This window comes from Erythrobacter donghaensis (assembly GCF_001557325.1).
GTDB lineage: Bacteria > Pseudomonadota > Alphaproteobacteria > Sphingomonadales > Sphingomonadaceae > Erythrobacter > Erythrobacter donghaensis_B.
On sequence record NZ_LSJS01000241.1, the window covers coordinates 1 to 7510 of the forward strand.

The following is a 7510-nucleotide window of genomic DNA, read 5'->3' on the forward strand; positions in this document are numbered from 1 at the left end:
ATCTTGGGGAGGACGAAACCCGCCAGCCGCTCGATCCCCGGCTGGGCGAGCATCCAGCCGAGCATCTCCGGCCCGCGCGGGCGGGCATAGGCGATGAGCCGCGGCGGGGCCGATCCCAGCGCCCGCAAGGTTGCGCGGAACACCTCCTGCGCAGCGCCCACCTCGGTCTCGTGGAGCGAATCCTCGAGGCAGATCACCACCGAGCGCAGATCGGGGTTGGCTCCGGCAAGCACTTCCGCGAGACGGGGGTGCTGCACCGGGATGTAGAGCGTTGCGCCAAGCTCCACCGCTTTCGTCATTCAGCGCCTCCTGCTTTCGCAATCAATGTTACGGCGCGGTAGTTGCCGAGTTCCCGCTGTTCGACGGCAACCTGCGATTGCTGTGCGAGGTGCAGCAAATGCGCCACTTCCGGGTCGGCCAGATCGCGCACGAACACGCCTTGCGGCAGGCGGCGCAGGACGGCGCGGGTCGCCTCGGCGATGCCGGGCTTGATGCGGTTCACGTTGGTGACGGCGAATTCGGCCATCAGGCCTTCGACCAGCGCGGCGCAGGCCTTGCGGCTGGCGGCGGCGCTGGCGGGGCTCCAGCCGGGGTGCTTGGCCTGCGAGGGCGTGGCGGCCTCGACCGCGGCGATGAAGGCGCGGCTGCGGTCGGCGTGGGCGTGTTCGGTGAGGTGGCGGCAGGCGTGGAACTCGCCCTCGCCCACCAGTTCTGCGCTCAGCACCGAGCGGCTGACCAGCCCCGAGGCGATCGCGCCGAGGATGCCCGAGGGGATGAGGTAATCCTCGGAAGTCGCGGCAAGGCTGGCGCAGCCCGCCGGATCGGCGACCACCGCGAGGAAGGGGGCAAAGCCGGTGCTGCCATCGGCAAGGCTCGCCTCGAGCTCCTGCGTGATCGCGCCCTTGCCGGTCCAGCCGTCGACGAACACCGCATCTGCCGTCCCGCGCGCGGCGGCGATATGGGCGAGCGCGACGCGGTCGATCCCGCGCCCGCGGATGATGCTGACCGAATAGTGCGCCACGTCCACGCCCCTCGCGGCAAGCGCGCGGCGCAGCAGCACCCCGATGGGCGTGCCCGCGCGGGCGAGCGAGATGATGGTGCAGCTTGTCGCCGTCTCGGGGCGCGCGGTGATCGCCTCGGCCAGCGCCGCGATATCGGCCTTCAATCGCCCCGCATTCCTCGCCAGCGCCGCCTCATAGAGCGCGAGGTAGCGCGCATCGGGCAGGCGCTCTTCGGAGAGCATCTCCGAATAGTGCCGCGCGCCCGACTGGATCAGCGCCTCCTTCTCCGCGACGTCGGTCAGCGCGACCGCGGCGGGCTTCAGGAGGAAGGTCACGTCCTCGGGGGCGTAGGAGCCGTGGAAGGGCGTCATCCGTCGATCCAGTCGTGCCCGCGCGCGATGTGCTGCCACAGCTGCGCGGCCGTGGGGATCATCGCCATGTCGGCAAGGTCAAGGAAGCCCGCGTCCGACCAGGAGTCGCCGATGCCGACCACGAGCCGCCCGGGGGTCTCGGCGCGCACCCGCTCAAGCATGTAACGCACCGCCGCGCGCTTGCTCAGCCACGGGGGGAGGAAGGCGAGGTTGTTGCCGTTGGCGTGGATGCGCCAGCCTTGGGGAAGCCGCGCGCGCAGGGCCTCGGCGAGCGCGGTTAGCGCGGGGACATCACCCGCGTTGCTCTTGATGACGATGTAGAGATCGAGCCCGTCCTCGCTCACCATCCAGTGGCGGTATTCCGCGCCGAGCCCGTGGGTGAGTGCGGGATAGAGCACCGCAGGCGCCTCGGCGCGCTGCGCCTCGACGGCAAGGCGCGCGTGCCAGACCGGATCGGGCGTGCCCGCGGCGGTGAGGATGCACCCGCCATTGGCACAGATCGCGGGGGCCTGCGCGATGTCGACCCGGGCGAGTACTTCGCGCGCGCGCGCGGTGACGGGCACCAGTTCGCCATGCGCCAGCCAGCCGAGCAGCGCCTGCTGCGACGGGGTGGCGTAGCCGCTCGGGCTGCCGTCGGCGAGGCGGCTCATCAGCCTGAGGTCGCTCTCGGCCCAGTCGCCGCATTTGGGGCGGGTCTGGAACAGGCTGTCGTCCAGGTCTGCGAGGATCAGCGGCGGCGGGGTCATGCGCCCTCGCCATAGCGGCACAACAGCGTCTCGACCATTACAGGAGAGCCCGCTTCGGCGCACCACCGGGCGAGCGCATCGGCCTGCCCTCCGGCGATCTCGGCGGCGATCACGATGCGGTCCGGGCGGTGGGCGAGGAGGTTGTAGACATGGCACGTCGCGCCCGAGCCATAGGCGTCGTCGAGGGTGGTGACGCTCGCCATCGCATGGCCGAGCATGGCCGGGGTGCGGGTGATCGACTGAATCGCCGCAATGCCGCCTTGGGCGGCGACTTCCTCGGCGATCAGCAAGGCTTCATAGGCGTGCTCGCCATCGCCGAGCACCAGCACCCGCTCGCCGGGAGCGGCGGCGACGGGGGCCCGGGTGGCGGCCTCGGGGGCGAGGAGCCCGGTGCGGCTGCGCATGCCCCATGCTGGCGCGGTGCCGTGGCGGTTCGCGGTGGGTGCGAGGCTGGCGGTGGCCTGGCCTGCGCCGGGCGTCCAGTGGAGCGTCCCCGCGATCAGTGAATGGGCGCTGCCGGGGCGCGGCATCCGGGGGAGGAAGGCGCCAGCGCTCCAGTCGGTGAGGCTGGCGCAGGCGATGCGTTCAATCTGCGGGAGCGCGGCGACCAACGCCTCGGCGGCCTCGACGAAAGTGCTGCCGGTGCTGCATTCGTCGTCGATGATGACGAGGCTGCGCACCGTGGGGAGCAGCGCCTCGATGTCGCCCATGACCTGCACCATGTGGCTGGCGGCGTGGCTGTGGCCTTCCTCGAAGCGGCACAGCACCCGCGCGCCCGGCGCGATCTGGCGACTCGACTGGACATAGGCGCTCGTGGTGCCGGGGTGCCGTGCGCGCCATGCCGCCCAGACGCTCTGGGCGAGGCCCGTCGCGGTCTCTGCCATGCCACAGAACAGCACCGGCTCCGGCATTGCGGGGATTTGGGCCGCAAGCGCATCGGCGGCAGCGCGCAGGGCCTCCGGAGGGGTCGGCAGGTGACGCCCGAGCACCCGCGAGACGATCAGAAAGCCGCGCTTCGGGTTCGCCCGCGCGGCGAAATCGCACAGGTCGTGAATGCGCTCCGGTGCAACGCCGGACAGCGTCAGCGTTCCGGTCGGAAGTTCGACCCGCGTGGTGTGCTGCGGCGTCCCGGACGCCCGCGCAGAATCAGGCATGGACGAGGATGCTGACCACCGCGCTGCGCGCCCGCGCGACGACATTGCGGCGCAGATTGTCGGTCGAGATAGCGAGCGGCGGCAAGTCGGCTCCGGCGGCGGCAGCCATCTCGTAGACCAGCGCCGCGCGGATGCCGAAATTGACGTTCTCCGAGATCGAGCCGCGGTTGCGCATGTTCTCGTGCGCGAGGCTGGCCGAGGTGACGCCGACCAGATTGCCGAACTCGTCGATGATCGCACCCCCCGAGGAACCCGAGCCGATGGGGGCCGAGAACTGGAAGCGCGCGATGTCGCCCCCGCCGCCGGTCAGCCCCGAGACATTGCCGGTGGTGACCTTGAGGTCGGCCCCCAGCACGTCGATCAGCGGGAAGCCCGCGGCCATGATGTCCTCGCCGAGGAACAGCGGCGAGCCGATCCGCAGGGGCAGCGGCGCGCCGTGGGTGCGGCAGCGCAGCAGCGCGAGATCGTGCCCGGCATCGACTGCGATGACCGTGCCCGCATCGCGCGCCGGGCCGACTTCGAATTTCTGCCCGTCCTCGACCACGTGGGCATTGGTGACGATCAGGTCGGGCGCGATCAGCACTCCGCTGCCCGATCCGATCAGCTGGCCGGGCATGGGCTTGGGCCGCCCCTGCCCTTCGGAGAAGCCGCGCCCGTCGGGATGGGGGATCGGGCCGTTACCGGGGAGCGGCACGCCGGGCGAATTGCGATAGGGCACCTCGACCCCGCCCATGTTGCGCGCGCGCACATAGGCGTCGATCCCGAAGGTGAAGCCCTCGTTCGAAAGCTTCATCCGGCGCTCGCCGTTCTTCGTGTAGACCTCGGCGAGGATCACGGCGGCGAGCTGTTCGGTCGGCTGCGGCATCTGCCAGATGGTGCCGTCGACCTCGAATTCGAACGGATAGGCGTGGTTGGTGAACCCGCCGTGGCGATCATCCATGACATAGGCGACGATCTCGAAATCGCCTTCGAGCTCGGCCATTCCTTCCATGAACCAATGGCCCGGATCGACCCGGTCGAAGGCGAGCACCCGGCCGTGCTGGCTGGCATCGCGCCCGATCGCGGCAACGGCGATCCGCGCCGCCTCGCCGCCGCGCATGCGGATGCGGCAATCGGCCTTGGGGCTGATCGGGACGCGCTGTCCGGGCTGGGCGGCTTGCATGACGAGAGCGGGCCTCGGGACGGATCAGCCGATATTGACGCCCATCGCGCCTGCCAGCCCGGCAAGGCCGCTGCGCCAGCCTTCGCCGATCGCCTTGACCTTGATGTCGCCCGCCGGGCCGCGATAGAGTTCGACGAAGACCATCGCGACGTTCATCGAGGCGTCTTCGGAGAGGTCGTAGCGCGCCAGCTCCTTGCCGTCGGCCTGGTTGACCACGCGCGCGAAGGCGTTGGAGACCGAGCCGAAGTTCTGACCGTTGATCTCGCCCTCGTGGATGGTGACCGCGATCACCACCTTCTTGGCGGCGGGCGTCAGCTTGGCGAAATCGATCAGGATCGTCTCGTCATCGCCCGCGCCCTCGCCGGTGCGGTTGTCGCCGCTGTAGACCACCGCGCCATCGGGCGAGGTCTTGTTGTTGTAGAACACGAAATTGGCATCGGAGAGAACCTTGTCGTTCTCCCCCAGCACGAAGGCCGAGGCGTCGAGATCGAAGGCCGCGCCGTCCGTCTTGCGCACGTCCCAGCCGAGCCCGACAATCACTGCGTTGAGGCCCGGGGCCTCCTTCGAGAGCGACACATTGCCGCCCTTGCTGAGCGAAACCGCCATCTGTCCTTGTTCCCTATTGCGTAGAAGCGCGCGGAAGGCGGGCAATCCCGCCCCCCGCGCGCCCTCCCGATTAGCCGATGTTGACGCCGTAGTGGCCGGCGAGCGGGCCGAGGCCGCCCTTGAAGCCCTGGCCGACCGCGCGGAACTTCCATTCGGCGCCGTGGCGATAGACCTCGCCGAGGATCATCGCGGTCTCGACCGAGGCGTCCTCCGACAGGTCGTAACGCACGACTTCGGCGTTGGTGTTGGCATCGACGAGGCGGATGAAGGCGTTCGAGACCTGGCCGAAGGTCTGGCCCTTGCTGTCGCCTTCGTGGATGGTCACGACCACCGCGACCTTGTCGACATCGGCGGGCAGCTTCGAGAGCGTGATCTCGATCTGCTCGTCGTCGCCATCACCCTCGCCGGTGCGGTTGTCGCCCTGGTGGATGACCGCACCGCCGGCGACGTTCTTGTTGTTGTAGAAGCAGAAGTCCATGTCGCTGCGGACCTTGCCGCCCGCGTTGCAGACGAAGGCCGAGGCGTCGAGGTCGAAATCCTGACCATCGGTCGCGCGCACGTCCCAGCCGAGGCCGACCATGATGCGGTCGAGGCCCGGTGCTTCCTTCGACAGGCTGACATTGCCACCCTTCGACAGCGAGATAGCCATTACGTCTTCCTTTCCCAGTGGTGGCGGCAACCGGGACCGCCCCGGCTGCTACGCCCGTAAAGTCTTGACCCCGGCCCGGTCAGGCGGCGGCTTCATCCCCTTGCGGCTCGCTCTCGGGGTTGGCCTTGTTCCATTGCACCGAAGACCAGAAGGCGAGCCCGATCAGCACCGCGCCGATCAGGCCGGTGATGACTTCGGGGATATGAACGAAGGTGTTGAGGTACATGATCACCGCCAGCGCGAGGATCGCATAGAACGCCCCGTGCTCGAGATAGCGGTATTCGCTCAAGGTGCCTGCGCGCACGAGGTAGATCGTCATCGAACGCACGAACATCGCGCCGATGCCGAGGCCGATGGCGATGATGATGAGGTTGTTGGTGAGCGCGAAGGCGCCGATCACCCCGTCGAAGCTGAAGCTCGCATCGAGCACTTCGAGATAGAGGAACGCGCCGAAGCCCGCCTTGGCGACATCGCCGGTGGACGGCGTGGGGGGTTCGAGCACGTGGTTGACGATCTCGACCGCGAGATAGGTCAGCAGGCCGGCGATGGCGGCGGTGACGAAGGTCAGCGCCTCCTCGCCCGGCAGCACGCTCGACACCGCCCAGGTGCCCGCGAGCACGAGACCGATCGAGACCGCCTCGATGTCCGCAACCTTGGCGAGCGGCCGCTCGATGGCCGCGATCCAGTCGACCTCCTTGTCGCTGTCGAAGAAGTAGTTGAGGCCGACCATCCCGAGGAAGGCGCCGCCGAAGCCCATCAGGCCGACATGCGCGCCCTCGACGATCCGCTGGTATTCGCTCGGCGAATTCAAGGCGAGGTTGATCGCCTCGATCGGGCCGAGCGACGCGGCGATCATCACGATCACCAGCGGGAAGACGATCCGCATTCCGAACACCGCGATCGCGATACCCCAGGTCAGGAAGCGCTGCTGCCAGACCGGCGACATGTCCTTGAGCACGCTCGCGTTGACCGCGGCGTTATCGAACGAGAGCGAGACCTCCAGCACCGCGAGCACGGCGCAGATCCACACCATCGACAGCACCCCGTCGATCGTGCCGGTCAGCGCCCAGCCGTAATACCCGCCCAGCGCCAGCCCCACGACCGTGAACAGCAGCGAACCGCCGAAATGTTTGAACATCGAATATGATCCCCTTGGCCGCGTGATACGGCGGTATGCTTGATTAGTCCTTACTGCCGCGCTGCCATTGCAGATAGACGCCAATGTCCTCGGCGAAGGGCTTCTGGCTCTGGTAGAAGCGCATCAGGCGGCTCATCTTGAGCTCGCCGCCGACATTGTCGATCACCGCGATGCCGCACAGGCGTTCACGGCTGTTCACCTCATCCATGCGAACCTCGATCTCGGGCTGGCCCGGGATGTTGAGGCGCACCACGCCATCGGTCGAGGCCCAGTCGGGCGCACCTTCATAGATCAGGGCGAAGACCCCGATGCGGCGGATGTAGTCGAAATACTGGCCGTTGACGCGGATCGTCTCACCCGCGGCCACGGCGCCGGTGCGGTCGTCGCCCGACAGCTCGATGAAGGGCGGCTGGTGGTAGGAGCCAAAGCTGCGCCCCAGCGCCTGGATGCAGCCTGCGCCCATGCCGTCGGCCATCTCGAAGATCACGCCCAAATCGAGGTCGAGCTGCTGCGAGCCGCCGAAGAAGCCCTTCTTCTGGGTGCGCGCAGTCCAGTTCAAATTGAGCACGATCTCGCCGAAGGAATTGCCCTGCTTCTTGAGGCTGACCGAGGAATTGCCCTTGTCGAGGCTGATCTTCTTCAGGCTGATCGGCGCGGACGGCGGCGGCGGGGGCGGGGACGGC

General features: G+C 68.4%; 8 protein-coding genes and 1 pseudogene. All 9 read right to left on the minus strand.

The window, feature by feature from the left end; genetic code table 11:
- A partial coding sequence (locus AX692_RS14490) for an HpcH/HpaI aldolase/citrate lyase family protein (protein WP_196491804.1) occupies positions 1 to 299 on the minus strand: 299 nt, incomplete at its 3' end.
- On the minus strand, positions 296 to 1372 hold the full coding sequence (locus AX692_RS14495; protein ID WP_073973313.1) for a cysteine protease StiP family protein: 1077 nt from the start codon (positions 1370 to 1372) through the stop codon (positions 296 to 298). The genes AX692_RS14495 and AX692_RS14490, both read right to left, overlap by 4 nt.
- Positions 1369 to 2118, minus strand: a complete 750-nt coding sequence (locus AX692_RS14500) for a sucrose-6-phosphate hydrolase (protein WP_073973314.1) — start codon at positions 2116 to 2118, stop codon at positions 1369 to 1371. Before AX692_RS14500 ends, AX692_RS14495 begins: the two co-directional genes overlap by 4 nt.
- A complete protein-coding gene (locus tag AX692_RS14505) occupies positions 2115 to 3272 on the minus strand; it encodes a phosphoribosyltransferase domain-containing protein (protein WP_073973315.1) in 1158 nt (385 codons plus the stop codon). Before AX692_RS14505 ends, AX692_RS14500 begins: the two co-directional genes overlap by 4 nt.
- Positions 3265 to 4434, minus strand: a complete 1170-nt coding sequence (locus tag AX692_RS14510; RefSeq protein WP_073973316.1) for a S1C family serine protease — start codon at positions 4432 to 4434, stop codon at positions 3265 to 3267. The genes AX692_RS14505 and AX692_RS14510 overlap by 8 nt, the downstream gene beginning before the upstream one ends.
- 24 nt (positions 4435 to 4458) lie before the next feature.
- Positions 4459 to 5040: a TerD family protein gene (locus tag AX692_RS14515; RefSeq protein ID WP_073973317.1), complete on the minus strand. Its 582-nt coding sequence runs from the start codon at positions 5038 to 5040 to the stop codon at positions 4459 to 4461.
- A gap of 70 nt (positions 5041 to 5110) precedes the next feature.
- A complete protein-coding gene (locus tag AX692_RS14520; RefSeq protein ID WP_073973318.1) occupies positions 5111 to 5689 on the minus strand; it encodes a TerD family protein in 579 nt (192 codons plus the stop codon).
- A 79-nt stretch (positions 5690 to 5768) separates the two neighbouring features.
- The gene (locus AX692_RS14525; protein ID WP_073973319.1) at positions 5769 to 6827 is read right to left on the minus strand and encodes a DUF475 domain-containing protein; all 1059 of its coding nucleotides are present in this window, start codon (positions 6825 to 6827) and stop codon (positions 5769 to 5771) included.
- Between the two features lie 43 nt (positions 6828 to 6870).
- Positions 6871 to 7510, minus strand: a pseudogene (locus AX692_RS20240) (Tellurium resistance); the annotation flags it as partial.

Coding starts and splice junctions, on each gene's coding strand:
- AX692_RS14495 (WP_073973313.1), bottom strand. CDS start 1,372: ATGACGCCCTTCCACGGCTCCTACGCCCCCGAGGACGTGACCTTCCTC.
- AX692_RS14500 (WP_073973314.1), bottom strand. CDS start 2,118: ATGACCCCGCCGCCGCTGATCCTCGCAGACCTGGACGACAGCCTGTTC.
- AX692_RS14505 (WP_073973315.1), bottom strand. CDS start 3,272: ATGCCTGATTCTGCGCGGGCGTCCGGGACGCCGCAGCACACCACGCGG.
- AX692_RS14510 (WP_073973316.1), bottom strand. CDS start 4,434: ATGCAAGCCGCCCAGCCCGGACAGCGCGTCCCGATCAGCCCCAAGGCC.
- AX692_RS14515 (WP_073973317.1), bottom strand. CDS start 5,040: ATGGCGGTTTCGCTCAGCAAGGGCGGCAATGTGTCGCTCTCGAAGGAG.
- AX692_RS14520 (WP_073973318.1), bottom strand. CDS start 5,689: ATGGCTATCTCGCTGTCGAAGGGTGGCAATGTCAGCCTGTCGAAGGAA.
- AX692_RS14525 (WP_073973319.1), bottom strand. CDS start 6,827: ATGTTCAAACATTTCGGCGGTTCGCTGCTGTTCACGGTCGTGGGGCTG.